Raw genomic sequence first — 26,368 nt, forward strand, 5'->3', positions numbered from 1 at the left:
GTCTTGGAAAGCGGTCAGACCGGCACCGACCTGGCCTTTTGTCCGGCCGGGATCGGCATGCCGGCCCGCTCCGGCCGTTGCTTCGCCGTTGGCTTTGAGGACGGCCGGGACGCGCGCTACGCGTTGTTTGAGGACGCCTGGCCACTTGCTGATGGCGACCCGCTTGCTGAGGGCGACTCGGGCCGCGCGCCACGTGGTTGCTGAGCGCGACCCGCGTTGCTGCGGCCGGGCCGTTTGCTGAGGGCGACCTGGGCCGCGCGCCACGTGGTTGCTGGGGGCGACCCGCGTTGCCGAGGGCGACCCGCGCCGCTTGTTGAGGGCGGCCGGGCCGCGCCCGCACGTTACTTGTTGAGGACGGCGCCGAGGCGTTCTTCGCGCAGGCGGGTCGGCCAGCGGTCGTCGATGGGCTCCATGGTCATGCCGGTCGCCCAGCGCAGCAGCAGGTCCGCGATACCGGGGTTGCGGGCGAGGGCCGGCCCGTGTGAATACGTGCCCAGGATGCGGCCGTGCCACGCGCCCTCGGAGCGGCCGTCGTTGCCGATGCCGGCGGTGACCCGGGCGAGGGGGCGCACGCCGGCGCCGAGGTGGGTGCGGCCGCCGTGGTTCTCGAAGCCGGTGAGGGTCGGCAGGCCCAGCGACGGGTCGCACTCGCCGGCCAGCTCGCCGACGGCCCGGGTCTCGCCGCGGTCGGAGTCCAGGTCGAGCAGGCCGAGGCCCGCGCACTTGGCGCCCTTGGCAAAGAAGGAGTTGCCCAGCAGCTGGTAGCCGGCGCAGACCGAGAAGATGGTCGCGCCGCGGTCGACGGCGCGGCGCAGGCCGCCGTCGGCGATGAGCCGCTGCGCGGCCAGGGCCTGGGGGCCGTCCTCGCCGCCGCCGATGAGATACACGTCGCCGTCGGCGGGCACGGCCTGGTCGGCGCGGACCTCGGCACACTCGACCGGCAGGCCGCGCAGGTCGGCCCGGCGGGCCAGGATCAGCAGGTTGCCCCGGTCGCCGTAGGTGGACAGCAGGTCCGGATACAGCCAGATCAGGCGCAGGCGCGACTCAGTTGACACGGTCCAGCTCCGCTCTGATGTCCTGGAATGCGGTGTAGTTGGCGATGACCTCGAGCCGGCCGGGCGGGATCAGCGTCAGGGCCTGCGAGAAGGACCTGACGTGCTCGAAGGGCACCTCGTTGACCTCGAGCCGGACGGCGAGGTCCATGGCCCGGTCGCCGGTGACGAGGACCCGCCGCCCACGCAGGGGGGAGAAGTCGACGTCGTAGAGCCACGAGGTGTCCAGGCCGTCGGGGTCGCGGGCGTTGATGGACAGCAGGGTCGGCACGTCGTCGGCCATGTCGAAGGCCTCGAGCCAGCCCGCCGGGTTCTTCGACAGCAGCAGCCGCACGACGCGGCCGTCGCGCTCGACGACGGCATACCGGCCGGCGATCGAGGCGACCTTCGCGAGCTCCGGCACGGCCTTCGCCGGCGGGACGCCGAAGTGGGCGGCAACGGCGAGCGCGGTCGCGGCGTTGGCGCGGTTGACCCGGCCGGGCAGCTGCAGCTCGATGTGGTGATAGGTGCCGGTGTTGTCGACGACCCCGTCGCCGGAGACGGCCCAGTGCGGCACGGGACGGCTCAGGTTGCCCGCGACGCAGGCCCACTGCTCGCCGGTGCGCTCGATGGAGGCGCCGCACTCGGGGCACACCCACGAGTCGTCGTGGAAGCGCTGACCGGCGGCGACCCAGGTGACGGTGGTGCCGGAGGCGACGGCCTTGCCCGCCGCCCACACCACCATCGGGTCGTCGGCGTTGGCGACGAGGTGCAGGCCGCGGCCGGGCAGCGCGTCGCGCCACAGGGCCGCCATCATCGCGACCTCCTTGGCCCGGTCGAGCTGGTCGCGGCTGAGGTTGAGCAGCGCGACGACCCTCGGGCGGGTCGCGTCGAGGACCTGCTTGAGGTAGTGCTCGTCGACCTCGAGCACCGCATACGGCGTGGCGCCGGCCTTGGCCAGGGCCGACGTGTGCCCGGTGGGCATGTTGGCGCCGAGGCTGTTGGTGGCGACGTCACCGAGGACGCCCATGGCGGCCGCGGTGAGCCGGGTCGTGGTGGTCTTGCCGTTGGTGCCGGAGACCAGCGCGATCTCCCGGCCCGCGGCGAGCTCGGCGAGGAGGTTGGGGTCGACCATCAGGGCGATGCGGCCGCCGATGACGGATCCGTCACCCCGGCCGGTGGCACGGGACAGTGCGGCAGCGCCGCGTGACAACGATGTGGCGAGCTTCGCCCGCATCGGGAGCTTGTGGTCCGTCATCTCACTTCCACGGTCGTCCGGCGATGCGCCAGACCCTACCTTCCACCGGCGAGCGACCCAACCGGCTGGACCCGTCCTTCCACCGGTGGCGGCACGACGACGGAACCGTCACGCCGGCGAGACGGCACGACGACGGAGCCCGTCACGCCAGTGGGGCGGCATGGCTGTGGAGCCCGTCACGCCCACTCACTCCACCGGTCGTCCCAGGACGCTCCACTTCCCTCCACCGCGAAGCGAGGTGACCTTAACGGAGTCATAAAGCAGCGGTAAAGTCCGACCTCATGGGCGTTTTGTCCATAATTTGTACCAGCCGAACCGACCGGACGGGTGACCGGTCGGCCGATGGTCCTCCACCGCTCCCCACCCCGTTTGACGTGGGATTTCTTCACGCACGCCGATGTCACTTCCGGTGTTTTCTCGTTGACGGTGGAGGGAAGTGGAGTACAGTGGAGCGCGATGGCGGAGCCGGGGGGCTCGACCGACCCCGGGGGGACCGTTCGCGGTGGGAAGGGGTGGATGTCGATGTTTCTCGGCACCCACACTCCTCGCCTGGACGACAAGGGTCGGTTGATCCTGCCGGCCAAGTTTCGGGATGAGCTGGCGGGAGGTGTCGTGATCACGAAGGGGCAGGAACGCTGTCTTTACGTGTTCCCCGGCACCGAGTTCGCCCGGATCGCCGAGCAGCTTCGCGCGACACCGATGACCCACAAGGCCGCCCGGGCCTACAGCCGGGTGTTCTTCGCCAGTGCTCACGACGAGGTCCCCGACCGTCAGGGTCGGGTCACCATCCCGCCGCATCTCCGCGAATATGCCGGGCTGGACCGCGAACTCGTCGTGATCGGCGCGAGCACCAGGGTGGAGATCTGGGACCGGCAGGCCTGGGACACCTACCTCGCCGAAAGCGAAGACGACTTCGCCGGCATCGAGGAGGGGGTGCTGCCGGGCGGGCTGTGAGGTCCATCTGCAGACACCCAGTCGACCGCCGTACCGCGAGCTCTCCAGCCGCTCCAAAGTCCTGACGCCACTTCCCCGGCGCCAGGGCGGAGTGGGCGGATGGGGAGCTGGCGGTACGGCGCTCGTGCACTACCGCACCTGTACGCCGCCGATGACGACCCGCGAGGCAGGACGTGAATCACGTTTCAGCTCAGCGGCGAACAGGGAACTGGAACGTTTTTCAGCACGACGGCGGGCCGCGAACCCGCCGCGGTAGGGGGTCGACGATGGGGGAGCGGGACATTCACGTTCCCGTGCTGCTCGAGCGCTGCCTCGAGCTGCTCGCCCCGGCGTTGGACCGCGAGGGCGCGCTGCACCTGGACGCCACGCTCGGGCTCGGTGGTCACGCCGAGGCCGTGCTCCTGGCACACCCGTCGGTGCGGCTGCTCGGGCTGGACCGCGACACCCAGGCGCTGCGCCTCGCGGGGCAGCGGCTGGAGCCCTTCGCCGGCCGGACCCGCCTCGTGCACGCCGTCTACGACGAGATCGCGGACGTGCTGGACGGGGAAGGGCTGGACGGTGCGCTGTTCGACCTGGGGGTGTCGTCGATGCAGCTCGACGACGCCGAGCGTGGGTTCGCCTACGCCCAGGACGCGCCGCTGGACATGCGCATGGACCAGACGCGGGGCGTCACCGCGGCCGAGGTGGTCAACACCTACAGCCACGGCGACCTCGCCAGGGTCCTGCGGGTGTACGGGGAGGAGAAGTTCGCCTCCCGGATCGCGCAGACGATCCTGCGGGAACGCGCCAAAGGGGAGCTGAACTCCTCGGCCAGGCTGGCCGAGCTGGTCAGGGACTCGATCCCGGCACCGGCGCGGCGGACCGGGGGCCATCCGGCCAAACGCACGTTCCAGGCGCTGCGGATCGAGGTCAACGGCGAGCTCGCCGTCCTCGAGCGGGCACTGCCGGCGGCGCTCGACGCGCTCAAGCCGGGTGGGCGGATGGTCGTGCTGTCGTATCACTCGCTCGAGGACCGCCTGGTCAAACAGGCGATCGTCGAGCGGAGCCGGTCGACGGTGCCGGTCGAGCTGCCGTTCGAGCCGGCGGGCAGCGAGCCGGCGCTGCAGGTGCTCACCAGGGGAGCCGAGCTCCCCGACGCGGCCGAGGTGGCGGCCAACCCGCGGGCGGCGTCCGTGCGGCTCAGAGCCGTGCAACGGAAACCGGCGGCGGACAGCAAGACGCGGTAACAAGGCACGACCTCTGGGGGAGGTGTGAGATGAACGTGACGACACTGCCGGCCGACCGGCCGCGCAGGACTCAGCAGGGTGCATCGCGGTCGGGGGGCCGGACCACGGAACGCCACGCTGAGCAGAGCAACGACGCCCCGACCATCGGCGCGACGGCGCTCCAGCCGGAGCGGGGGACCACCCAGCCGGCACCGCAGGGCAGGCCGGCCCGCGACGAGAAGCGGCCACGGCTGCGGGTGGCACCGCCCGCTCCGGTCAGCGCACCACGCGCGCCGTTCGTGGCGCTCGTGCTCGTGCTGGTGCTGCTCGGCGTGATCGGCATCCTCGTGCTCAACACGCGGATCGCCGAGAACGCGTTCAGGCTCGACGCGCTCAGGACGAAGCAGAGCACCCTCGACCGTGACGAGGAGCGGCTGCGCAGCGACCTGGCCAACAAGGAGTCGCCGGTGACGCTCGCGTCGCGGGCCAAGCAGCTGGGTCTCGTGCCGACGCGCACGCCGGCCTTCCTGCTGCTGCCGGACGGGACCAAGCTCGAGATGCCGGGTCCGAGCAAGTAGACGTACGAAGACGCCAACTCGACAACGGGAAGTTGCAGGACCATGGCTGGCGACACTCCTGATCGGCGGGGCAGCACCGAGCGGCGCGGGGGCGCCGGGCGGGAGGCCGGTCGCAGCAGTGACGCCGGCCGGCAGCGGACGGGCGGTCGCGCCGGCGCGGGGGGTGCCGGTGCCGCCGCCCGTTCCCGTGGCGGCACGGACCCGCAGACCGATCCGCCGGTGCGCGGCACGATGTCCGAGGCGCGCCGCTACACGCCCCGCGGGCGTTCGGTCCGCGACGCGTCGGTCGAGCACGGCGGCACGGGACGGGGCGACCCGTTCCGGCCGGCCCTGGAGGTGCTGCAGGGCGGCCGCACGGACACGGGCCGCCGCGCGGCGGGCCGCGCCGCCGACTCACCCCGCACCCCCAGAGACGCGGCTGGCCGGGCAACCGACTCGCCCCGCACGCCCAGAGACGCGGCGGGCCGGGCAACCGACTCACCCCGCACGCCCAGAGACGCGGCTGGCCGGACGACCGACTCACCCCGCACGCCGAAGCAGCCGAGGGACGCCGCGGACCGGCAGCCACCCAGGCGGCAGCCCGGCACGCAGGCCAGGACGGAGACCGGCAGGCAGCTCAGGACGCAGGCCCGGGCGCCGCAGCGGGCCCACCGCACCGCCACGGACGTCGACGGGGACCCGCGCACCACCCGGACCAGGGCCCCTCTCAAGCGGGCGACCCCGGCACGTGGCACGGGTCGTACCCCGGCGCGCAAGACGACTCCGGTCCTCAAGCCGCGCAAGCAGAGCCGCGTGAGAGTGCCCCGGCTGCCGCGCACCACCCGCGCGCCGAAGCTCGCCGAACCCCGCCGCAGGCTCCGCCTGGCAACCGTCCTGGCGCTGCTCATGTTCGGCGCGATCGGCATCCGCCTGGTGCAGCTGCAGCTCACCGACGCCAGCGCCTACGCCGCCGAGGGGCTCAAGGACCGGCTCGCGCACGAGGTCCTGCCCGCGGCCCGCGGCGCGATCCTCGACCGCACCGGCAAGATCCTCGTGCACTCGGTCGAGACCCGCTACGTCGTCGCCGACCCGATGGTGATCAAGAACCCGGAGAAGACCGCGGACCAGCTGTTCGCCATCCTCGACCGGTACGGGGTGACGCGCTCCGAGCTGGTGCGCAAGCTGACCCCGCACAAGGGCGCCGACGGTAAGACCGACATCCGCTTCGAGTACCTCGCGCACCAGATCGACATCGAGGACGGTGACCGGATCAAGGCCCTCGGCTACGGCGGCGCCCTGCGCGTCGACCGCGACGAGCGTCGCCACGTCCCCGGCTACGACCTCGCCTCCAACGTCATCGGCTACACCAGCAAGGCCGACCTGTCCGGCCAGCTCGGCATCGAGCAGACCTACGACGAGAAGCTGCGCGGCGTCGACGGCATGTACACCTACGAGCACGGCGAGGGCGACCTCGACAAGCCGCTGCCGCAGGGCCAGCTGGAGCTCAGGCCGGCCCGCCCGGGCAGCTCCGTCGAGCTGACGATCGACGCCGACCTGACGTATTCGCTGCAGAGCGCCCTCGGCGCCAAGATGACGGCCCTCGGCGCGAGCTTCGGCACGGCGATCGTGTTGGACGCGAAGACGTCGGAGGTCATGGCGATGGCCAGCTACCCGTCGTTCGCCGCCGCCGACCCCGGCAAGACGCCGCCGGAGCAGATCAAGGACCAGTGCACCGCCACGGTCTTCGACCCGGGCTCGATCCACAAGGCGATCGTCATGGGCGCGGCGCTGCAGGAGGGCCTGATCACGCCCACCTCGACGGTGACCGTCAACTCGAAGGTCAAGAAGGGCGACACGACCTACACCGACCACCCGCCGCAGAAGGACGGCACGGCGATGACCATCCCGGGCATCCTCGCGCTGTCCTCCAACGTGGGCACCATCGCCGTCGCGGACATGCTCGGCAAGGACAAGCTGTACGAGTACCAGCGCAAGTTCGGTCTCGGCCAGCGCACCGGCGTCGGCCTGCCGAACGAGTCCCCGGGCCAGCTCCTGCCGCCGAACGAGTGGACCGGCTCCAGCCCCGGCTCGATCCCGATCGGCAACGGCGTGGCCACGACCGCGATCCAGATGGCCGTCGTCTACGCCACGATCGCCAACGACGGCCTGTGGGTCCAGCCGACCCTGGTCCGGAAGATCATCGCGCCGGACGGCACGGCGACGAAGCCGCCCGCGCAGCAGACCCGCCGGGTCATGGACCCTGAGCACGCGCAGCAGTTGCGGACCATGTTGGAGGGCGTCACCACGCTCGACGACGCGACCGGTCACCAGGCGGCGATCCCCGGCTACCGGATCGCGGGCAAGACCGGCACGTCGAAGATGCCCCAGGACGGCGGCTACGCCCCGGGCGACGTCGTGTCGTTCATCGGTATGGCGCCGGCGGAGGCGCCGCGCTACGTGGTCGCCGTCACCGCGCACGTGCCGGGCGGGGCCGGAGGTTCGGTCGCCGCGCCGTTGTTCAAGGAGTTCATGGCGCTCACCCTCAGCAACTTCGGGGTGGTGCCGACGGGCACCGAGGCGCCGAAGCTGACGATCTACCCGTGACACCGGCTCTGCCACTTCGCGGTGGGACAGGTAGGGTCTGACCCCGTGCCCGGCTATCCCCGTCCGAGGAGCGTCCGTCCCGTGCTCGCCGTCGAGCTGGCGGCTCTCGCAGGTGCGCCCATGGCGGCGCAGGACGGCGAGGCCGCCGTCACCGGAGTGACCCACAGTAGTTCCGCGGTGCGTCCTGGTGACCTTTACGCGGCGCTGCCGGGGGCGCGGGTGCACGGCGCCCAGTTCGCGGACCAGGCGAAGGCGGCGGGCGCGGTCGCGGTCCTCACCGACCCGGCCGGCGCGGCGCTGGTCAGCGGCCTGCCCGTCATCGTCGTCGACGACCCGCGCGCCGCACTCGGTGGCATCGCCTCGCACGTCTACGGCGAGCCGACCCGGCAGCTGACGACGATCGGCATCACCGGCACCGCCGGCAAGACCTCGACCGCCTACCTCATCGAGGCCGGGCTGCGGGCCGCCGGCCAGGTCACCGGCCTCATCGGCACGGTCGAGACCCGGCTCGGCGACCTCACGATCGACAGCGCCCGCACCACGCCCGAGGCGACGGACCTGCACGCGCTGTTCGCCGCGGGCCTCGAGCGCGGCGTCGAGGCCGTCGTCATGGAGGTCTCCAGCCACGCGCTGGAGCTCGGCCGGGTCAACGGCGTCCGGTTCGCCGCCGCCGGGTACACCAACTTCGGCATGGACCACCTCGACTTCCACCCCGACGTCGAGGCGTACTACGCGGCGAAGGCCCGCCTGTTCGACGGCCGCGCCGCCACCGAGATCCTGAACTTCGACGACGCGCAGGTGATGCGACTGCGCAAACCGGCGTCGTGGACCTACTCGGCGGCCGGCTGCACCGCCGCGGACTTCCGCGCCACCGGCATCGCGCCCGACGGCTACGGGCAGCGCTTCACGGTGTCCCGGCACGACTTCTCGATCGCCTCCGGGGTCGGCCTGCCCGGCCGGCACAACGTCGCCAACGCGCTGCTCGCCATCGCCGCGCTCGTCGCCGTCGGCGTCGACATCTCGGTCGCGGCGAAGGCCGTCGCGCAGGCGCCCGGCTCACCCGGCCGGATGGAGCGCGTCGACGCGCCCGGCGACGTGCTCGGGGTCGTGGACTATGCGCACAAGCCCGACGCGATGGTCGAGGTCCTCGCCGCGCTGCGGACCCTCGCCGCGTCCCGGGGCGGGCGGGTCATCTGCGTCGTCGGCGCCGGCGGCGACCGCGACCGGGGCAAGCGGTCGCTGATGGGGCGGGCCGCCGCGTCCGGCGCCGACCTGGTCGTCGTCACCGACGACAACCCCCGCACCGAGGACCCGGCGTTCATCCGGTCGGAGGTCCTCGCCGGCACGAGCGGCGGCACCGCCACGGTCGTCGAGGTCGACGGCCGCCGGGCCGCCATCGACCACGCGGTCGCGCGGGCGGAGCCGGGCGACGTGGTGGCGGTGCTGGGCAAGGGCCACGAGCGCGGCCAGGAGGTCGGCGGCGAGGTCCTGCCGTTCGACGACCGGGTCGAGCTCGCCGCGGCGCTGCGGGCGGCCGCCTCATGATCCCGTTCACCGTCGCCGGGATCACCGCCGTCGTCGGCGGCACCCTGCACGGCGGCAGGGGGGACGCTGTCGTCGACGGGGCGGTGGAGTACGACTCCCGCAAGGTCGCCCCCGGCGGGATGTTCGTCGCGTTCGCCGGCGCGAAGGTCGACGCGCACGACTTCGCCGCGAAGGCGATCGCCGACGGCGCCGTCGTGGTCCTCGGCAGCCGGCCCGTCGACGGGGTGCCCACGATCGTCGTCGAGGACCCCCGCGCCGCCCTCGGGCTGCTCGCCCGTGCCGTGCTCGACCGGCTCGGCGACGCCCTGACCGTCGTGGCGGTCACCGGCTCGTCGGGCAAGACCAGCACCAAGGACCTCATCGCGGCGCTGCTGCGCACCGCCGGGCCGACCGTGGCGACCGTCGCGTCGGACAACAACGAGCTCGGCACTCCGTACACGGTGCTCAAGGTCACCGCGGCCACCCGCTACCTGGTCCTGGAGATGGGCTCGCGCGGCGCCGGGCACCTGGCCTACCTGTGCGGCATCGCGCCACCGGACGTGTCCGTGGTGGTCAACGTCGGCACGTCGCACATCGCCGAGTTCGGCTCCCTGGAGGGCACCACCCTGGCCAAGGGGGAGCTGGTCGAGGCGCTGCGCCCGGACGGCCTGGCGATCCTCAACGCCGACGACCCGCGGGTGGCCGGGATGGCCGCCCGCTCCGCGGCCCCCGTCGTGTTCGCCGGGGAGGCGGACACGGCCGCGGTCAGAGCGACCGGCGTGACCGACCTCGGCCGTGGCCGGTTCGGTTTCACGCTGCACGTCCCGGGCACCGACCCGGTCGAGGTGCGGCTCGACGTCGCCGGGCGGCACCAGGTCGGCAACGCGTCACTCGCCGCTGCCGTGGCGTCGCACGCCGGTGTGGATCCGGCGACGATCGCCGCCACACTCGGCGATCTAGATGGCTTGTCGACCCGAAGGATGGATGTCTTCGACCGTGCCGACGATGTCACGGTCATCGACGACTCGTACAACGCCAATCCGGCGTCCATGGCGGCGGCGCTCCGGGCGCTCGTCGCGGTGGCCGCCGGGCGGCGGATGATCGCGGTGCTCGGCTTCATGGCGGAGCTCGGCGAGTATGAGCGAACCGCACACGAAGAGGTCGGTCGCCTCGCCGCTGAACTCGGCGTCGACCGTCTCGTGGCCGTGGGCGAGCAGGCCGCGCCGATCCTGCACGGTGCGTCCGTCGTGGCGAGTTGGGGAGGAGACCCGGTGCTCGTGACCGATCAGGAGGCCGCCGTCGCGCTGCTGCGCGCCGAGCTGCGGCCCCGCGACGTGGTCCTGGTCAAGGGATCCAGGTACCGGACGTGGGACATCGTCGACGCCCTGCGGGTAGAGGCGGCGGCCAAGTGAGGGCCGTGTTCGTCGCCGCGTTCGTGGCGTTCCTCATCTCGCTGTTCGGCACCCCGATCGCGATCAGGTACTTCACCCGGCTCAAGGCCGACCAGCCGATCCGCACCGACGGGCCGCAGGGTCACCTGGGCAAGAAGGGCACGCCCACGATGGGCGGCGTGGTGTTCATCTTCGCCACGCTCATCGCCTACACCGGCGGGCACATCGCGCTGACCACCCTGCCGGAGAAGCAGCTGCGTCCGAGCGGGCCGACCGCGACCGCGGTGGTCCTGCTGGGCCTGTTCGTCTTCACCGGCCTGCTCGGCTTCCTCGACGACTACCTCAAGGTCGCCAAGCGCAACAGCGACGGGCTCAACAAGCGCGGCAAGCTCATCGGGCAGGCGCTCATCGGCGCCATCTTCGGCGCGATCGCCCTGTACGTGCCGGCGAAGCAGACCGGCGACGCGGTCGTCACCACGGTCGCGAGCCCGAAGCTGTCGTGGGTCCACGACATCGACTGGCTCAACATCACCAAGATCGGCGCGGTCGTCTTCTTCGTCTTCGTGGTCATGTCGATGTCCAATGCGGTGAACCTCACCGACGGCCTCGACGGCCTCGCCACCGGCACGTCGATCCTGGTCATCGGCAGCTACATGGCGATCGCGTTCTGGCAGTACCGGCACTGGTGCGCCGACCCGGAGTACACCGCCAGCTACTGCTACGACGTGCGCGACCCCCTGGAGATGGCGCTGATCGCCGGCGCCGCCGTCGGCGCGCTGGTCGGCTTCCTGTGGTGGAACACGTCACCGGCCAGGATCTTCATGGGCGACACCGGCTCGATGGCGCTCGGCTCGCTCATCGCCGGTCTCGCCGTGGCGACCAAGACCGTGCTGCTGCTGCCGCTCATGGGCCTGCTGTTCTTCATCATCGTCGTGACGTGGATCATGCAGATCGGCTCCTACCGCACGACCGGCAAGCGCATCTTCCGGATGGTGCCCCTGCAGCACCACTTCGAGCTGGCCGGCTGGAGCGAGGTCAACATCGTGGTCCGCTTCTGGATCATCGCCGGCCTGGGCATGGCCGCCTCGCTGGGCCTGTTCGCCGCCGACTTCCTGCGGGTGATGAGCGGCTCCGGCTGACGCCGGGACACATCGACGCATCCGACACGCCGGGATCCCGTGGTCGAAGGACCGCGCGGGTCCCGGCTGCATGATGGTCCCCATGCGGGGCGATGGGGAGCAGGACACGGCGGCGCCGGCACCACCAGTGGCAGCGGTTCCGCCGGCACCGGCGGCGCCGGCACCGGCGGCGCCGGCACTACCGGGCAGCGGGATCCTCGGCTGGTTCGACGCGCTGCGGGGGCTGCTCGACCGGCCCCTCGCGTCCTACTACCTGCTGCTGTCCAGCGTCGGCCTGCTGGTCTTCATCGGCCTGGTCATGGTGTTCTCCGTCACCGGCGTCGACAACTACGCCGCGACCGGCAGCCCGTTCGGCTCCGTGGTCAAGCAGACGGCGTTCGCCGTCGTCGGCCTCGTCGCGTTCTGGGTCTGCCAGCGGCTGCCGGTGCGCACGTTCCGGGCCGTAGCCGTGCCGCTGCTCGTCGCCGCGTTCGTCCTCATGGGCTTCGTCGACCTGATGGGCTGGCTCGCCGCCAGCCGCACTCCGCCGGGCGCGACGGTGAAGCCGATCCACCTCGGGCCGATCTGGGCCGAGGACCTGTGGCTGCACCTCGGCGGCGTCCAGGTGCAGCCGGCGGAGCTGGCGAAGGTCGCCCTCGTCGTCTGGGGCGCCGACCTGCTGGTGCGCAAGGGCCGCACGATCCTGTCGTGGCGGGAGCTGTTCATGCCCATGCTGCCGGTCACCGTCGTGCTGCTGCTCCTCGTCGGGTACAACGACCTCGGCTCGATGATCTGCCTGGTGGTGCTCGTCACCGGGCTGCTGTGGGCGGCCGGGGCGCGGCTGCCGGTCTTCGCGTGGCTCGGCGGGCTCGGGCTCGCCGGCGTGGTCGCGCTGATCGTCCTGCCCGCCGAGAAGGACTACCGGCTCGCCCGCATCAAGGTCTTCTTCGACCCCTCCATCGACGCCGACGCGACCGCGGGGCGCTACCAGTACCTGCGCGGCCTGTGGGCGATCGGCAACGGCGGCTGGTTCGGCGTCGGGCTGGGGCAGAGCCAGCTGAAGTGGGGGCGGCTGCCCAACGCGCACAACGACTTCATCTTCGCCATCCTCGCCGAGGAGCTCGGCGTCGTCGGCTGCCTGGTCGTGCTCGTGCTCTTCGGCATGCTCACCTACACGGGGCTGCGGATCGCCCGCCGGGTCGAGGACCCCTTCCGCCGGCTCGTCGCCGCCGCGATCACCATCTGGTTCGTCGGGCAGGCGATCATCAACATCGGCGGCGTCGTCGGCCTCATGCCGATCACCGGCCTGCCCCTGCCGTTCATCTCCGACGGCGGCAGCGCCCTGGTCGTGGCCCTCGGCGCGGCCGGGATGCTCAGCTCCGCGGCCCGCGCCGAGCCCGACTGCGCCAGAGCCATGCACGCCCGTCCGCCGCGAAAGTGGGTGCGACTACTCTGGGCGCCGTTGCCGCCGCTGCCGCGCGCCCGCGAGGAGAGCGACGGCGACGTCCCCTCGACACGCGCGACGGGTCGTCCCCTGGTGCCTGGCGGCAGCAGTCCCGGACGGACCCGCGGAAGGAGCTCCTGATGGCAGCGCTGCGCTCCGTGGTGCTGGCCGGCGGAGGCACCGGCGGGCACATCTACCCGCTGCTCGCCTTCGCCGACTGCCTCCGCCGGCACGACCCCGGCCTGCGGATCACCTGTATCGGCTCGGAGCGCGGGATGGAGGGTGAGATCATCCCGCAGCGCGGCTATGACCTGCGCCACGTGCCGGCCTTCCAGCTGCCCCGCTCGGTGAACATGAACCTGGTCCGCACACCGGACCGGATGTTCAAGGCGGCGAAGGCGACCCGCGAGATCCTCGACGAGGTCGAGGCCGACGCGGTCGTCGGCTTCGGCGGCTACGTCTCCGTCCCCGCCTACATCGCCGCCTGGCGGCGCAAGACGCCCACGGTCATCCACGAGGTCAACGTGCCCGTGGGCGTGGCCAACAAGATGGGCATGCGCTTCACCAAGCACATCGTGCTCGGCTTCCCCCACCAGGCGGCGCAGATCCCGTCCGTGGCGCACGCCGAGGTCGTCGGGGTGCCGCTGCGGCAGAGCATCGCGACCCTGGACCGGGCCGCGCTGCGGGAGCGGGCCCGGGCGCACTTCGGCCTCGACCCGCACCTGCCGACGCTGTTCGTCTTCGGCGCCTCCGCCGGCGCCCGCTCGATCAACCTGGCGGTGTCCGGCGCGGCGAAGCAGATCACCGGCTCCGGGGTGCAGGTGCTGCACATCATCGGCGCCCGCAACGACGACGTCGAGGTGCCCAGCGGGCTGCCCGCGCCGTATGTGAAGATCAAGTTCTTGTCGGAGATGGAGCTGGGGTACGCCGCGGGCGACCTGGCGCTGTGCCGGGGCGGCGCGATGACCTGCGCGGAGACCGCCGCGGTCGGCATGCCCGCCATCTACGTGCCGCTGCCCTGGGGCAACGGCGAGCAGCGCCGCAACGCGCTGCCGGTCGTCGAGGCCGGCGGCGGCCTGATCGTCGAGGACGGCGACCTGTCACCGCAGTGGGTCACCGACACCGTGGTGCCCCTGGTCCGCGACGGCGCCCGCCTCGCGGCCATGAGCCACGCGGCCGCGGGATACGGCCGCCGCGACGGTGACGAGGCCCTCCGCCGGTACCTGCTGAAAGTGGTCGGAGCATGACTGAGGCGTTGACTGCTGAAGATCTCGGGACCGTGCACCTGGTCGGGGTGGGCGGGGTCGGCATGAGCGGGCTCGCCCGGCTCCTGCTCACCCGCGGCATCCCCACCTCGGGCAGCGAGCTGCGCGAGTGGCCGCAGCTCGCGGCGCTCAAGGCGCTCGGCGGCACGATCTTCCGCGAGCACCGGCCGTCCAACCTCGACGGGGTCGACACGGTCGTCTACTCGACCGCGATCCCGCAGGACCACATCGAGCTGGTCACCGCCCGGGAGCGGGGGCTGCGGCTCATGCACCGGTCCGAGGCGCTCGCCGCCACCATGGTCGGGCGGCGCAGTATCGCGGTGGCCGGTACACACGGGAAGACCACGACCACGTCGATGATCACGCTGATGCTCCAGCACGCCGGGCTCGACCCGTCGTTCGTCATCGGCGGGGAGATCTCCGAGGTCGGCTCCAACGCCCACCACGGCAGCGGCGAGCTGTTCGTGGCCGAGGCCGACGAGAGCGACCGGTCGTTCCTGCTCTACAACCCGCACGTCGCCGTCGTCACCAACATCGACGCCGACCACCTCAACACCTACGGCGACCTGCAGGGCCTCGAGGACGCGTTCGTCGAGTTCTGCGCCCGCACCGAGGCCGGCGGCTTCGTGGTCACGTGCGCCGACGACCCCGGCGCCCAGAAGATGACGGTGCGGGTCCGCGCCGCCGGCGGCGACGTCGTCACCTACGGCACGGCGCCCGACGCCGACCTGCGCCTGAGCGAGGTGCGCTCCTCCGCGCAGGGCGTGCGCTACGTCGCGCACCACGACGGCGTGCCGCTCGGCGAGGTGTACCTGCCGGTGCCCGGCGCGCACCTCGGCCTCAACTCCGCCGGGGCGCTGCTCACCGCGCTGCGGCTCGGCATCCCCGCGGAGTCGGCGATCGAGGCCCTGGCGATGTTCCCCGGGGTGCGGCGGCGCTTCGAGTTCAAGGGCGCCGAGGCCGGCGTGCGGGTCTACGACGAATACGCCTACCACCCGGTCCCGATCGAGGCGGCCATGCGCACCCTGCGCGAGGTCGCCGCGGGTGGCCGGCTGATCGTGGTGTTCCAGCCGTACCGGATGTACCGGACCCGCGACTTCCAGGCCGAGATCGCCGCCGCGCTGTCCCTGGGCGACGAGGCGATCGTCATGGAGGTCTTCGGTCCCGGCGAGGTCCGGGAGCCCGGGGAGGGCGGGGTCGCGCTGACCGCCGCCGTCGACCTGCCCGAGGACCGCAAGGTGTTCGTGCCGTCCTGGGAGGACGTGCCCGGCGAGGTCGTCGCCCGGGTCCGGGAGGGCGACGTCGTCGTCACGATGGGCGCGCCGCCGATCTCGCTGATGGGCGACGAGCTCCTGGCGGCGCTGAAGGAGTCCGCCGCCGGATACGTCGGCCGGCACAACCGGCCCGAGGAGGACTGACCGGCCTTGACGTCCACGCGCGGCTGGCGGCTCGTCCTCGCACCCCGCACGGCGCCCGCCGGCTCCTCCCAGCGGCGCTTCGCCAAGCGGGCCCGGCAGCACCGCCTCCGCGTGCTCCTGTCCTGGCTGGTCGGGCTCGGCGTCGTCGCGCTGCTCGGCGGGGTCGTCGCGATCGTCTACGCCACGCCGGCACTCGGGGTCCACGGGATCCGGGTGACCGGCGTGTCGGCGCTCACGGCCCAGGACGTCCGGGACGCCGCCAGGGTCCCGGCAGGCACGCCCCTGGCGCGGCTCGACCTAGCCGTCGTCGAGCGGCGGGTCCGCTCGCTGCCGCCGGTGCGGACCGTCAGCGCGTCGAAGGACTACCCGCGCACCCTGGTCCTCGCCGTCAAGGAGCGCACCGCGATCGCCGTGGTGCCACGGGCGCTCGGCTACACCCTGCTGGACGCCGACGGGGTCGCGTTCCTGCCGGTCGGCTCGGCCCCGCCGGGGCTGCCGGTGCTGCGCCTCGCCGCGCCCAGCGCCGGGGACGCCACGACGAAGGCCGCGCTGACCGTCCTGGCCACGCTGCCGCCATGGCTGCGCGACCCCCTCGTCGCGCTCGTCGCCGACGCGCCGACCCGGATCCGGCTGGAGCTCACCGAACGCCGCACCGTCGTATGGGGCGACGCGGCCGACAACGAGGCGAAGATCCGGGTGCTGCAGTTCACGAAGATCGAGCCGGACAAGACCCTCGACGTCAGTGCACCCGGGGTGGTGCTGGAGCGATGAGCGGCCGGCACCGCAGCGCAGCGGAGGTGGTGGCATGAGCCGCTTGGACGTGCCGTACACCGGCGACGAGCGGGGCCTGCTGGTCGGCTGGCTCGACTGGCACCGCGAGACGGTCCACGTGAAGTGCGCAGGGCTGGCCGAGGAGGACGCGTGGCGCGCGCCGCTGCCGTCGTCGCCGCTGACCAGCGCGGCGGGGCTGGTGTCGCATCTCACCGCGGTGGAGTCCTACTGGTTCGAGGAGATCGTCGCCGGGCTGGACGCGCCGGCGCACTGGAGCGCCGACGATCCCGACCTGGAGTGGCGGCGCGTGCCCGGCGCCACCCTTGAGGGGAATCTGCGGCGGTACCGTCACCAGTGCGCCGTCTCACGCGCGATCCTGGAGCGTGCCGACGTCGGCGGGATCTGCGCCGGACGACGGCACGGCGACGAGGTTTCGGTCCGCTGGGTGCTTCTGCACATGATCGAGGAGACCGCCCGTCACAACGGGCACCTCGACGCCGTTAGGGAATTGGTCGACGGAGTCGTCGGGGAATAGCCGACACGCCGGGCGGCGGTCCTTGGATCACGACAGTCGGGCCCTTACCTTGCGATAAGGCATTAGTTGACATAACTATAAGCCTCTAGTAAAGGGTGAGGGTTTGCGGGACCCGCATCCAGTGCGTCTGCATGGCGGACGCCGCCCGTCGCGGGGTCGGGCTTCACCAGTTCGACGGCTCCGGGAGGGATCGGCGCTCGCCAACCTCGAAAGGAAAGGCAGTCCGATGACACATCCGCACAACTATCTCGCGGTCATCAAGGTCGTCGGCATCGGCGGCGGCGGGGTCAACGCCGTCAATCGCATGATCGAGGTTGGCCTCAAGGGCGTCGAGTTCATCGCGATCAACACCGACGCCCAGGCCCTGCTGATGAGCGACGCCGACGTCAAGCTCGACGTCGGCCGGGAACTGACCCGCGGGCTCGGCGCGGGCGCCAACCCCGACGTGGGCAAGAACGCCGCCGAGGACCACCGCGACGAGATCGAAGAGGTGCTCAAGGGCGCCGACATGGTCTTCGTCACCTGCGGCGAGGGCGGCGGCACGGGCACCGGCGGCGCGCCGGTGGTGGCGAACATCGCGCGGAAGCTCGGCGCGCTGACGATCGGCGTGGTCACCCGGCCGTTCTCCTTCGAGGGCAAGCGCCGGCAGGTCCAGGCCGAGGCGGGGATCGAGGAGCTGCGCAACCAGTGCGACACGCTCATCGTCATCCCCAACGACCGGCTCCTGGCGCTCGGCGACCGGGGCATCTCGATGATGGACGCCTTCCGGCAGGCCGACCAGGTGCTGCTCTCCGGTGTCCAGGGCATCACCGACCTGATCACCACGCCGGGCCTGATCAACCTCGACTTCGCCGACGTGAAGAGCGTCATGAGCGGCGCCGGGAGCGCCCTCATGGGCATCGGCAGCTCGCGCGGTGACAACCGCGCCGTGGAGGCGGCCGAGTCGGCGATCTCCAGCCCGCTGCTGGAGCAGAGCATGGACGGCGCGCGCGGGGTGCTGCTGTCCATCGCCGGCGGCTCCGACCTCGGCCTGTTCGAGATCAACGACGCGGCGCAGCTGGTCACCGACGCGGCCCACCCCGACGCCAACATCATCTTCGGCGCGGTCATCGACGACGCGCTCGGCGACGAGGTCCGCGTCACGGTCATCGCCGCCGGGTTCGACGGCGGCGCGCCGGCCTACCGGCCGGTCGAGGCCCGCCCGCCGCGCACGCACCACCAGCCGAAGGACCCGGCCCCGGTCGAGCGTCAGGCCCCGCCGCCGCCCCGGCGGGTGCTGTTCGACGACGTCGACGTGCCGGACTTCCTCAAGAACGGCGCCTGAAAGAATCGGGTGGGTCCTGCGGGACCCACCCGGTTCTGTTTTCGGCGGCGGAAGGGTCACCCACGTGAGCGACGCACGGACCGAGGAGATCGCGCGCAACCTCGCCGCGGTCCGGGAGCGGATCGCCGCGGCCTGCGAGGCGGCCGGACGGGAGCCTGACGAGGTCACGCTGATCGCGGTCACCAAGACGTACCCGGCTTCGGACGCGGCCCGTCTCGCGGAGCTGGGGGTGCTGGACGTGGGGGAGAACCGCGACCAGGAGGCGGCACCGAAGGCCGCCGCCACACCGGCGGACCTGCGGTGGCACTTCATCGGGCAGCTGCAGCGCAACAAGGCGCGCTCGGTGGCGTCGTATTCGAGCGTCGTGCACTCCGTGGACAGCCTGCGCCTGGTCGACGCGCTCGCCGACGCCGCGGTCAGGGCGGAGCGTGCCACCCCGCTGGGCGCGCTCGTCCAGGTGAGTCTCGACGACGACGAGCACCGCGGCGGCGCGGTGACCGGAATTATCGAACAGGTGGCCGAATCAATCGCGGCGAACCCCGCTTTGGCACTCAAAGGCGTGATGGCCGTCGCCCCGCTCGGCTGGGAAGCGGACGCCGCATTCGCGCGACTCGCCGCCGTATCGGCCCGCCTGCGGATCGCCTTTCCGGGCGCGGACTGGATTTCCGCGGGGATGAGCGACGACCTCGAATCCGCGATTTCACACGGCTCGACACATGTCCGTGTCGGTAGCGCATTGCTCGGAAATCGACCCCCGCTGGGGTAACCTGACCGCGGGAACGGAAAAACTACACGGGTGTGGTTCTGCGCCGGCGGGGCGGTGTCACACCAGGTGATCGGTGGCACCGACAACGGGGGGAAGTGCCGCATGGCGGTGGACGGAGGAGCGCGTATGGGTGCTCTGCGCAGGGCGGGCGTGTGGCTCGGGCTCGTCGAGGACGAGGACGAGCGGGGCTACGACGACCGTCACTACCGGGGTTACGGTGACGACTTCGCCGACGACGAGGACGACGTCGACGAGGTGCCGGCGCCGCGTGCCCGCACGACGTCCGACCGTCTCTCCGTGTCGGACCGGCTGTCGGCCTCCGACCGGCTCTCCACCTCCGAGCGGCTGTCCGAGCGGCTGCCGTCGGAGCGGCTCACCGCGTCCGAGCGGCTGGCGGCTTCGGAGCGGATGACGGCGTCCGAGCGCCTCTCCGCGGCGGAGCGGGACGCGACCGCGAGCCGCGGCACCGTGCGTTCGATCACCCGGCCCACGACCGTCAGCTACCCGACACGGGACAACCTGGCGATCGCGCCGCAGCCGTTGACGAGGGAGCGGCCGGTGGTCGAGGAAGATGCCGACGACCGTCGCTACGCGATCACGACGCTGCACCCCACGACCTACAACGAGGCGCGCACGATCGGTGAGCACTTCCGGGACGGCCACCCGGTGATCATGAACCTCACCGAAATGGACGAGGCCGACGCCAAGCGTTTGGTCGACTTTGCGGCAGGACTGGTATTCGGCCTGCGTGGTAACTTCGAGCGGGTGACCAACCGAGTCTTCCTGCTCTCTCCGGCAAATGTCCAGGTCACCGCTGAGGACAAAGCTAAGATCGCCGAGGGCGGGTTCTTCAACCAGAGCTGATGCGAGGACTCAACGGCCGTGGTGTCCATCACCCTGCAGATCGTGTATCTGCTGCTCTACGTGTTCCTGGTGGTGCTCCTCGCGCGCTTTGTGATGGGCTACGTGATGCAGTTCGGCCGCCGCTGGCAACCTGGCCGGGGAGCCGCGGCCGCTCTTGAGGTGGTGTGGAGCGTCACCGATCCGCCGCTCAAAGCGTTGAGGCGGGTGATCCGTCCGCTGCGTATTGGTACCGTGGCCGTGGACCTGTCTTCGCTTGTGCTGCTGGTTATCCTGTTCGTGCTGATGAACGTCGTGGTAAGGCAACTGATCGGGGTGTTCTCGTGACCCGCCCCGCTCGGCGGCCACGCGGCCGCAACTGACCCGAGGAGTTTCGATGCCGCTGACCCCGGCCGACGTCCACAACGTCGCCTTCAAGAAGCCCCCCATCGGTAAACGGGGCTACGACGAGGAGGAGGTCGACGCCTTCCTCGACGAGGTCGAGCGCGAGCTCGCCCGGCTGATCGAGGAGAACAACGAGCTGCGCGCGCAGCTCGAGCGCGGTGGTGGCGGTCGTGCCCCCGCCGGTCCCGGTGGCGGCGGTGACCCGCGTCTCGCGGCGGAGCTCGCCGACATGAAGACGCAGTTCGAGCGCGTCCAGCGGGAGAAGCAGTCCGCCGAGCAGGCCGCTCGCGGGATGCAGCAGGAGCTGGACCAGATCCGCTCGCAGGGCGGCCCGACCGGCGGCGACGGCGAGCAGCAGGCGCTCCGCGTCCTGATGATGGCCCAGCGCACCGCCGACGACCACGTGTCCGACGCCCGCCGCGAGGCCGACAAGCTGCTCTCCGAGGCCCGCACCAAGGCCGAGGAGGTCACCCGCGACGCGCGGGCGAAGGCCGACGCGCTGGAGCGCGACGCCCGCCAGCGCCACCAGGAGGCCATGGGCGGCCTGGACGCGAAGCGGACCGCGCTGCAGAAGCACATCGAGGAGCTCAAGCAGTTCGAGCGGGAGTACCGGACCCGCCTGAAGGCCTACCTGGAGAGCCAGCTGCGCGACCTGACCGGCCGCGAGCAGAGCCTCGAGGCCGAGATGACCGCCCGCAACGAGGCCGCGCCCCGCGCCGCCGCCGGTGGTGCCGGCCTCGCGACCGCAGGCCTCTCGGGTGGCTACGAGGGCGCGGGACGCTAGTCCCAGCCAGCAGGTGACCAGCACAGAGCACTGATCCGACACGCCGGTCAATGCGACACGCGGCGCCCCAGCCGAAATTCGGCTGGGGCGCCGGTCGCTATCCGGGGTCTCGTTCGTTGTACGGGCTGAGAGACACTCGCCCGGGTATGTGTGCCATGTGCCGGGTCCAGTTTGCGGAGGGGTAGGCCGTGATCGTCGGAAGTCTGCTGCTGATCGTCGTGGCCGTGGGCCTGCTCGTGGTGGGCCTGCTGCAAGGCGCCGACGCCCTGCTGGTGGCGTCGATCGGGGCGAGCCTCCTCGCGGCGGTCGCCCTCATCGTCGGTGGGCGCCAGGCCGCCGCCGCCCGCTCGTCCCGCACCGCCGGTCGCACCGGCAGGCAGGTGCGTGACGACGAGCGCTACGACCCGTTCGGGTCCCGCCTGGACGCCGGCGTCGCCGCCGACAGCGCGCGGGAGGCCCGCCAGCCCGTCGGCGCCGGTGCCAGGTCGACCGGCGGCACCACGTACGGCCGCGGGGCCGGCACCGGGAGCGGTGGGGCGACCAGGCCGGGTGGCGGTGCCCCCCGCGACGGCGCCGGCCTCCCGCCGGTCGACGAGACCGCGATGACGGCGCCGGTGCGGGACGAGCCCGCCGTGCCGCAGCAGCCGCCCTTGGACGAGGAATATCCGTCCGCTCCCGCGGGTGAATGGTCCGTGGACGGCGAGGACTACGACGACGAGGACCCGGAGGACGAGCCGTCGATCCAGGCGTCGTCGGCCGCCGACATCGCCCGCGTCTCCACGATGACCGACGAGGTGCTCGTCATCGACGGCCGCCCCCGCTACCACGTGCGCGGCTGCGTGCATCTGCTCGGCCGGGAGAGCGAGCCCCTCGAGATCGGCGAGGCGGTCGAGCTCGGCTTCACCCCGTGCAGCGTCTGCGAGCCCAACGACGTGGTCCTGGCCGGCCGCGCCTGACCCGGCGCCTGACCCAACGCATGGCCCGGCGTGGATACCACCGGTCCGGCCTATCGTCCTCGATCGGGTGAACCTTCACAATGAGACATGCCCACCATCGCGATCCGCGTCAAGCCGGGTGCCTCGCGCACCGCGGTCGGCGGCAGCCACGCCGGCCCGTACGGCCCGGCGCTGATCGTGGCGGTCGGCGCCCGCCCGGTCGACGGTAAGGCCACCGAGGCCGCGCTCAAGGCCCTCGCCGACGCGTTGCTACTGCGGCCGTCGGCGCTGCGGCTCAAGGCGGGCGCGGCCAGCCGGGACAAGCTCGTCGAGCTGCCGGACGGGCACGCCGAGCGGATCGCCGCCCTGATGGACCCCGCGCGGGTGGGCAGGCATTGAGCCACGAGTTCAACCTGGCGCTGCTGATCGGTGCGGCGGTGCTGCTGGTCTGCGTGGGCGCGGTGCGCCTGTCCGTGCGCCTCGGCCTGCCCAGTCTCCTGGTGTACCTGCTGCTCGGCGTCGTCATCGGCGAGGCCGGACTCGGCATCGACTTCGAGAACGCCGAGCTCACCCGGACCCTCGGCATCTGCGCCCTCGTGGTGATCATCGCCGAGGGTGGCCTGACGGCCCGCTGGTCTACCCTCCGCCCCGTCCTCGGCCCGGCCGTGGTCCTGTCGACGGCGGGCGTCGCGGTCAGCGTGGCCGTCGTCGGCGTGATCACCCATTACGCCCTCGGCGTCGGATGGCAGCAGGCGCTCCTGTACGGCGCGGTGCTCTCCTCGACCGATGCCGCCGCGGTGTTCTCCACGCTGCGCCGGATGCCGGTCCGGCCCAGGCTCGCGGCGATCCTGGAGGCCGAGTCCGGCATCAACGACGCCCCCGTGGTGATCCTCGTCGTGCTGCTGTCGCTGCCGGAGGGCATCACCGGCCCGTGGTGGGAGCAGCTGGGGCTGGTCGGCTACGAGCTGCTCGCCGGCGCGGTGATCGGGCTCGTCGTCGGGCTCGGCGGGGCGTGGGCACTGCGCCGGGCCGCGCTGCCGTCCGCCGGCCTGTACCCGCTCGCCGCGGTCGGGCTGACCGTCCTGGCGTACGCGGTCGGCTCCGTCGCGCACGCGTCGGGCTTCCTCGCCGTGTACGTCACGGGCGTCGTCCTCGGCAACGCGCACCTGCCGCACCGCCGGGCCATGCTCGGCTTCGCCGACGGCCTCGCCTGGCTCGCCCAGATCGGCCTGTTCGTGCTGCTCGGCCTGCTCGCCTCGCCGCGCGAGCTCGGCTCGGCGGTGGTGCCGGCCCTGGTCGTCGGCCTGGTCCTGATCCTGCTCGCCCGGCCGCTGTCGGTGCTGGTCAGCGTCACCCCGTTCCGCTTCGGCTGGCGCGACCAGGCGTTCCTGTCCTGGGCCGGGCTGCGCGGCGCCGTTCCGGTCGTGCTCGCCACCATCCCGTTGTCCGCCGGGCTGCCGGGCGCGCAGAGCCTCTTCAACGTCGTGTTCGTGCTGGTCGTGGTGTACACCGCGGTGCAGGGGGTGACCCTGCCACCGGTCGCGAAGCGGCTCGGCGTCGCGGCACCCGGCGAGACGACCGACCTGCAGGTCGAGTCGGCGCCGCTGGAGCGGATGGGCGCGGACCTGCTGCAACTGGAGGTCCCGGCCGGCTCGAAGCTCAACGGCGTGCACGTGGACGAGCTACGATTGCCTGTCGGCGCGGTCGTGACGCTGGTGCTTCGCGACGGCGGCGCGTTCGTCCCGGCGCCCGAGACCCGGCTCAAGACCCGCGACAGTCTGCTGATCGTGGCGACCGAGCAGGTGCGGGAGGCGGCGGAGCGCAGGCTGCGAGCGGTGAGCAGGCGCGGAAGACTTGCCCGCTGGTTTGCCGAACATGGCGAGGATCGGCGCCAATAACTGATCCAATTGGTCGGAATGCGTGTGGCATGTTTGTCGGACGCGTGTACATTCCGTATTCTTGCCAGCCACTGGAGTGCGCGACGGCGCGTCGCGCGCCCATTTTGCATCTGGGGGAGCCATGGCAGAGCGAGCGGGTGGCATGCCGGAAGGCAGGTCCGCGAGCACCGCCGGGCAGCACAACGCCGCTGACGTGACGCGAGTGACCACTGTGACAACAGCACAGAAACGCGGCACAACGCAAGCGGCGGCTCGGGGGAGCAGCACCACGTCGGCGCAGAGCAAGCGCGGCAACACTGGGAGCCTCGCGGACGACGCGGGCGGCTCAGGCATCACATCCAACACGTCGACGATCGCCGCTCGTGCGGCCAAGGGAGCCACGATGGCCAAGACCGCCGAACCGAAGACCGCAGCGGCCAAAGCCGCCGTCGCGAAGGCCCGTGGCACGCGCACCGCGGCGGAGACGGAGAAGATCCGGGTCGCGCTGATCGAGCGCCGCGACGAGCTCAAGGCGGAGCACGACCAGACGCTGGTCGAGATCGCCGAGCTCCAGCAGCACCGCCTGACCGACTCCGCGGGCGACGACCAGGCCGACACCGGCACCAAGACGTTCGAGCGCGAGCAGGAGATCACCCTCGCCAACAACATCCTGGAGCGGGTCAACCAGGTCGAGCGGGCCCTGGAGCGTCTCGACGAGGGCGGCTACGGCTGGTGTGAGAAGTGCGGCAACGCGATCCCGGTCGAGCGGCTGGCCGCGTTCCCGTCCGCTACGCTCTGCGTCACCTGCAAGCAGTTGGAGGAGCGGCGCTGACCACCCAGGACGACACCACCACGACCACCCCCCGCGGCAGCCGGCGGAAGGCCTGGAGCCTGTTCGGCGCTGTCGCGGTCGTGGTGATCGGCATCGACCTCGCGGTCAAGGAGTGGACCACCTCCGTCATCGCGCACGGCGAGCCGGTCAAGCTGCTCGGCGGCCTGATCTACGTGATCTACGCCCGCAACAGCGGCGCCGCCTTCAGCATGTTCAGCGACTTCACGTGGGTCTTCCCGATCATCGCCACGGTGGTGGTCACGTGGCTGCTCGTCATGCTGCGCACGACCGTGTCGGTGCCGTGGGTGATCGCCCTCGCACTGGTCTTCGGCGGCGCGGTGGGCAACCTCGGCGACCGGATCTTCCGGGCGCCGAAGCCGCTGCACGGGCACGTGGTCGACATGTTCAGCTTCCTCGACGACCACGCCGGGCACTTCCCGGTGTTCAACATCGCCGACTCGGCGCTGACCGTCGGGGTGGCCCTGGCGATCCTGCTGGAGTTCACCGGCCGGCGCCGCGACGGCACCCGGGCCGCGAAGGGCGAGCTTGCCAGGTCCAACTCGTTCGGCGACGGGCCCAGCGGCCGGGTCGGCAAGGACACCGGCGATGCGTGAGACCCGGTCGATGCCCGTCCCGGACGGGCTCGACGGCAGCCGCCTGGACCAGGCGCTCACCAGGTTGTTCGGCTTCAGCCGGACCGTCGCGGCCGCGCTGGTCGAGGCGGGTGACGTCGCCGTGGACGGGCAGGTCCGCTCGAAGTCGGACAAGGTCGCCGGTGGCGCCTGGCTCGAGGTGACGCTGCCCGCGCCGCCGTCGGAGGTGGTCGTCGAGGCCATCCCGGTCGACGGCCTGCGCATCGTCCACAGCGACGACGACATCGTCGTGGTCGACAAGCCGGTCGGCGTCGCGGCGCACCCGAGCCCGGGCTGGAGCGGCACGACCGTCATCGGCGGCCTCGCCGCGATGGGGGTCACCGTCGCCACCAGCGGCGCCGCGGAGCGCCAGGGTGTCGTGCACCGGCTCGACGTCGGCACGACCGGGTTGATGGTCGTGGCGAAGAGCGAGATGGCCTACAGCGCCCTCAAGCGGGCGTTCAAGGAGCGTGAGGTCGAGAAGCGCTACCACGCGGTCGTCCAGGGCCACCCCGACCCGCTGCGGGGCACGATCGACGCGCCGATCGACCGGCACCCCGGGCACGACTACAAGTTCGCGGTCGTCTCCGGCGGCCGGCCGAGCATCACGCACTACGACATGATCGAGGCGTTCCCGTCGGCGAGCCTGCTCGACGTGAAGCTGGAGACCGGGCGGACCCATCAGATCCGGGTGCACTTCTCCGCGCTGCGGCACCCGTGCGTCGGCGACGTCACGTATGGCGCGGACCCGACGTTGTCGGCGCGGCTGAAGCTGTCCCGGCAGTGGCTGCACGCCCGGGAGCTGGGTTTCATCCACCCCCGCACGGGTGAATACGTCTCGTTCGTGAGCGAGTATCCGCCGGATCTCATCAAGGCCCTGGAGATCCTCGCCGCCTGA

At 72.0% G+C, this 26,368-nt stretch carries 25 protein-coding genes; 23 read left to right on the forward strand and 2 right to left on the reverse strand.

Going from position 1 to position 26,368, the window contains the following annotated elements:
- Nucleotides 1-341: 341 nt before the first annotated feature.
- Both ABZS58_RS28130 and ABZS58_RS28135 read right to left on the reverse strand, forming a co-directional pair.
- Nucleotides 342-1,055, reverse strand: a complete 714-nt coding sequence (locus tag ABZS58_RS28130; RefSeq protein ID WP_354786214.1) for a glutamine amidotransferase — start codon at nt 1,053-1,055, stop codon at nt 342-344.
- Complete coding sequence (locus ABZS58_RS28135) at nt 1,045-2,289, reverse strand: MurT ligase domain-containing protein (RefSeq protein WP_354786215.1); 1,245 nt, start codon at nt 2,287-2,289, stop codon at nt 1,045-1,047. Before ABZS58_RS28135 ends, ABZS58_RS28130 begins: the two co-directional genes overlap by 11 nt.
- A gap of 522 nt (nt 2,290-2,811) precedes the next feature.
- On the opposite strand from ABZS58_RS28135, the gene mraZ reads away from it, so the two are divergent.
- The 23 genes from mraZ to ABZS58_RS28250 all read left to right on the forward strand — a co-directional run bounded on the left by mraZ (nt 2,812) and on the right by ABZS58_RS28250 (nt 26,368).
- On the forward strand, nt 2,812-3,243 hold the full coding sequence (gene mraZ, locus ABZS58_RS28140) for a division/cell wall cluster transcriptional repressor MraZ (protein ID WP_354786254.1): 432 nt from the start codon (nt 2,812-2,814) through the stop codon (nt 3,241-3,243).
- A gap of 266 nt (nt 3,244-3,509) precedes the next feature.
- Entirely contained in the window at nt 3,510-4,469 is a 960-nt protein-coding gene (gene rsmH / locus ABZS58_RS28145; RefSeq protein WP_354786216.1) for a 16S rRNA (cytosine(1402)-N(4))-methyltransferase RsmH, read from the forward strand.
- Nucleotides 4,470-4,498: 29 nt separating this feature from the next.
- Nucleotides 4,499-5,026 (forward strand): hypothetical protein, encoded by a 528-nt coding sequence (locus ABZS58_RS28150; RefSeq protein WP_354786217.1) that lies wholly within the window; start codon nt 4,499-4,501, stop codon nt 5,024-5,026.
- A gap of 42 nt (nt 5,027-5,068) precedes the next feature.
- A complete protein-coding gene (locus ABZS58_RS28155) occupies nt 5,069-7,609 on the forward strand; it encodes a penicillin-binding transpeptidase domain-containing protein (protein ID WP_354786218.1) in 2,541 nt (846 codons plus the stop codon).
- 120 nt (nt 7,610-7,729) lie between these two features.
- A complete protein-coding gene (locus ABZS58_RS28160; protein ID WP_354786219.1) occupies nt 7,730-9,154 on the forward strand; it encodes a UDP-N-acetylmuramoyl-L-alanyl-D-glutamate--2,6-diaminopimelate ligase in 1,425 nt (474 codons plus the stop codon).
- Complete coding sequence (gene murF, locus ABZS58_RS28165; protein WP_354786220.1) at nt 9,151-10,545, forward strand: UDP-N-acetylmuramoyl-tripeptide--D-alanyl-D-alanine ligase; 1,395 nt, start codon at nt 9,151-9,153, stop codon at nt 10,543-10,545. The genes ABZS58_RS28160 and murF overlap by 4 nt, the downstream gene beginning before the upstream one ends.
- A complete protein-coding gene (gene mraY / locus ABZS58_RS28170; RefSeq protein ID WP_354786221.1) occupies nt 10,542-11,663 on the forward strand; it encodes a phospho-N-acetylmuramoyl-pentapeptide-transferase in 1,122 nt (373 codons plus the stop codon). The genes murF and mraY overlap by 4 nt, the downstream gene beginning before the upstream one ends.
- An 82-nt stretch (nt 11,664-11,745) precedes the next feature.
- A complete protein-coding gene (locus ABZS58_RS28175) occupies nt 11,746-13,227 on the forward strand; it encodes a putative peptidoglycan glycosyltransferase FtsW (protein WP_354786222.1) in 1,482 nt (493 codons plus the stop codon).
- Nucleotides 13,227-14,333, forward strand: a complete 1,107-nt coding sequence (locus ABZS58_RS28180) for a UDP-N-acetylglucosamine--N-acetylmuramyl-(pentapeptide) pyrophosphoryl-undecaprenol N-acetylglucosamine transferase (protein WP_354786223.1) — start codon at nt 13,227-13,229, stop codon at nt 14,331-14,333. Before ABZS58_RS28175 ends, ABZS58_RS28180 begins: the two co-directional genes overlap by 1 nt.
- Nucleotides 14,330-15,769, forward strand: a complete 1,440-nt coding sequence (gene murC / locus ABZS58_RS28185; RefSeq protein WP_354786224.1) for a UDP-N-acetylmuramate--L-alanine ligase — start codon at nt 14,330-14,332, stop codon at nt 15,767-15,769. Before ABZS58_RS28180 ends, murC begins: the two co-directional genes overlap by 4 nt.
- A gap of 6 nt (nt 15,770-15,775) precedes the next feature.
- On the forward strand, nt 15,776-16,540 hold the full coding sequence (locus tag ABZS58_RS28190) for an FtsQ-type POTRA domain-containing protein (protein WP_354786225.1): 765 nt from the start codon (nt 15,776-15,778) through the stop codon (nt 16,538-16,540).
- A 34-nt stretch (nt 16,541-16,574) separates the two neighbouring features.
- Nucleotides 16,575-17,075 (forward strand): DinB family protein, encoded by a 501-nt coding sequence (locus ABZS58_RS28195; RefSeq protein ID WP_354786226.1) that lies wholly within the window; start codon nt 16,575-16,577, stop codon nt 17,073-17,075.
- Nucleotides 17,076-17,301: 226 nt separating this feature from the next.
- Nucleotides 17,302-18,399 carry a cell division protein FtsZ gene (gene ftsZ / locus ABZS58_RS28200; RefSeq protein WP_354786227.1) on the forward strand — a complete coding sequence of 366 codons (1,098 nt, stop codon included), beginning with the start codon at nt 17,302-17,304 and terminating at the stop codon, nt 18,397-18,399.
- 64 nt (nt 18,400-18,463) lie between these two features.
- The gene (locus ABZS58_RS28205; RefSeq protein ID WP_354786228.1) at nt 18,464-19,165 is read left to right on the forward strand and encodes a YggS family pyridoxal phosphate-dependent enzyme; all 702 of its coding nucleotides are present in this window, start codon (nt 18,464-18,466) and stop codon (nt 19,163-19,165) included.
- Nucleotides 19,166-19,291: 126 nt separating this feature from the next.
- The gene (gene sepF, locus ABZS58_RS28210; RefSeq protein WP_354786255.1) at nt 19,292-20,029 is read left to right on the forward strand and encodes a cell division protein SepF; all 738 of its coding nucleotides are present in this window, start codon (nt 19,292-19,294) and stop codon (nt 20,027-20,029) included.
- An 18-nt stretch (nt 20,030-20,047) separates the two neighbouring features.
- Nucleotides 20,048-20,353 carry a YggT family protein gene (locus tag ABZS58_RS28215; RefSeq protein WP_354786229.1) on the forward strand — a complete coding sequence of 102 codons (306 nt, stop codon included), beginning with the start codon at nt 20,048-20,050 and terminating at the stop codon, nt 20,351-20,353.
- 49 nt (nt 20,354-20,402) lie between these two features.
- A complete protein-coding gene (locus ABZS58_RS28220; RefSeq protein ID WP_354786230.1) occupies nt 20,403-21,194 on the forward strand; it encodes a DivIVA domain-containing protein in 792 nt (263 codons plus the stop codon).
- Between the two features lie 188 nt (nt 21,195-21,382).
- A complete protein-coding gene (locus tag ABZS58_RS28225; protein WP_354786258.1) occupies nt 21,383-22,150 on the forward strand; it encodes a hypothetical protein in 768 nt (255 codons plus the stop codon).
- 87 nt (nt 22,151-22,237) lie between these two features.
- A complete protein-coding gene (locus ABZS58_RS28230; protein WP_354786231.1) occupies nt 22,238-22,528 on the forward strand; it encodes a DUF167 domain-containing protein in 291 nt (96 codons plus the stop codon).
- Nucleotides 22,525-24,027 (forward strand): potassium/proton antiporter, encoded by a 1,503-nt coding sequence (locus ABZS58_RS28235; RefSeq protein ID WP_354786232.1) that lies wholly within the window; start codon nt 22,525-22,527, stop codon nt 24,025-24,027. The genes ABZS58_RS28230 and ABZS58_RS28235 overlap by 4 nt, the downstream gene beginning before the upstream one ends.
- A gap of 382 nt (nt 24,028-24,409) precedes the next feature.
- Nucleotides 24,410-24,838, forward strand: coding sequence for a TraR/DksA family transcriptional regulator (locus ABZS58_RS28240; protein ID WP_354786233.1), 429 nt, complete (start codon nt 24,410-24,412; stop codon nt 24,836-24,838).
- A complete protein-coding gene (lspA, locus tag ABZS58_RS28245; RefSeq protein WP_354786256.1) occupies nt 24,835-25,452 on the forward strand; it encodes a signal peptidase II in 618 nt (205 codons plus the stop codon). The genes ABZS58_RS28240 and lspA overlap by 4 nt, the downstream gene beginning before the upstream one ends.
- Nucleotides 25,445-26,368 carry an RluA family pseudouridine synthase gene (locus ABZS58_RS28250; RefSeq protein WP_354786234.1) on the forward strand — a complete coding sequence of 308 codons (924 nt, stop codon included), beginning with the start codon at nt 25,445-25,447 and terminating at the stop codon, nt 26,366-26,368. Before lspA ends, ABZS58_RS28250 begins: the two co-directional genes overlap by 8 nt.

The organism is Dactylosporangium sp. NPDC005555 (assembly GCF_040605635.1).
Taxonomy (GTDB): domain Bacteria; phylum Actinomycetota; class Actinomycetes; order Mycobacteriales; family Micromonosporaceae; genus Dactylosporangium.